The 1536-nt window shown below is 72.6% G+C and carries 1 protein-coding gene; it reads right to left on the bottom strand.

Features of this window, described 5'->3' with window-relative positions; all coding sequences use genetic code 11:
• Positions 1-104: 104 nt before the first annotated feature.
• Positions 105-1274, bottom strand: a complete 1170-nt coding sequence (locus E4J93_RS08025) for an IS110 family transposase (protein ID WP_147588947.1) — start codon at positions 1272-1274, stop codon at positions 105-107.
• Positions 1275-1536 lie beyond the last annotated feature (262 nt).

Below are 1536 nucleotides of genomic sequence, written 5' to 3'. Positions count from 1 at the left end.
GGGGGGTGTCTCTATGGTTTTGTCAACCATGGCCGCCCTCGTTTTTCAGCATGGTCCATCGGGGCGCCGGGCGCCCCTTCTCCGCTAGGTTGTCCGACCGCTGCCTAGGCCGAGTACGGGACCGCGTCCCGCATGATCGCGTAGATGACCTTCAGCCTCTTCCTTGCCACGGCCTTCAGCGCCTTGTTGTGCCTCATCCCCCTCGCCCTGCACCCGTCGTAGTACCTCCCGAACCTGTTGTCCGTGCCGATGAGGGAGTTGCAGCTGAATATCAGCAGGTTCTTGAGCTGCTTGTTCCCGCCGCGCTGCGGGGAGGCCGACCTGACGCTGGTCCCGGACCTGCTGTCCGCGGGCGCCAGCCCGCAGTAGCTCGCGAGCTCGTCGTGGCCCCGGAACATCGAGATATCGACCGACGTGACGAGCGCGGCCGCGGTCTTCGGGCCGATCCCGGGGACCGTGAGCAGGCACTCGTAGACCTCGTTGCCGGCGAGCGAGTCGGCGACGAGCGCCTCGAGCTCGGCGACGTCGGCGTCGAGGGCGGCGATCTCGCGCGCGAGCATGCGCACCGCGACGTCCTCCCCGGCGGGGAGGGCCCTGCCGGACCTCGCGGAGGCGAGCAGCGCCTCCCAGAGCGCCCGGGCGCCGGCCGCCGGGGCGCCCGCGCGCCTGGCCGCCGCGGAGAACCTGCGCCAGCCCGCGGCGGAGCACCCCGCCGCCGAGCCGAACCCGGCGAGCAGCGCCACCTGCCAGCCGCGCGAGGGGTCGACCGCCCGCTCGAGCGCGGGGTCGGCCTCCAGCAGCGTCGCGCGCAGGCGGTTCTTCGCCCTGGTGCGCGCGGAGGCCGCGAACTCGCGCTGCGACGACAGGATGCGCAGCGACGCGGCGCCCTCGGGCTCCTCGGCGACCGACCTGAGCGCGCCGGGCATGCCGCGCGCGGTCCGCGCGATCACCTCGGCGTCGATGGCGTCGGTCTTGGCGACGCCGGGGAACATCCCGCGTGCCTGCTTCTCGGCGTATCCGGGCAGGTAGGCGCAGGGGTTGCCGTGCGCGAGCGCCCGGGCGAGCACGAGCGCCCCGATGTTGCGCTTCTGGTCGACGACGACCAGCGCGCGGGCGCCGGCCCGGTCGAGCAGGCGGTCGATGTCGGCGGGCCGGTTCTCGAGGTCGGCCCTGAAGACGACGGCGCCGCCCTCGTCGAGGGCGCACGCGCTGTGAGACCGCTTCCCGACGTCGATCCCCAGGTAGGCGACGGCGGCCCGGCTCGCTTCGGCCATGGTGTATCCTCTCCCTTGAGCCGACCGGAGAGCGCGGAGGCGACACCCACATTACCCGGCCGTGGCCCGAGGGGGCCCGGCACATCTCTATCAGTCGTTTCCCGCGCGCCGTCCCGCCCCGGTGGCAACACCCCCCGGGCCCTCTGCGGGGCAGGGGCGAACGGCCATCCGGGGCGGTCGGTCGGCGACCATCGGTACGGCCCAATCGTAATGCCTTGAAGGTGAAAGAGCCGCCCTTACGGACGGCTCAAACTGTAATGGG

The sequence above is a fragment of the Collinsella sp. BA40 genome, from assembly GCF_008014645.1.
GTDB lineage: Bacteria > Actinomycetota > Coriobacteriia > Coriobacteriales > Coriobacteriaceae > Collinsella.
This window is presented reverse-complemented; position numbering and strand designations above follow the sequence as displayed.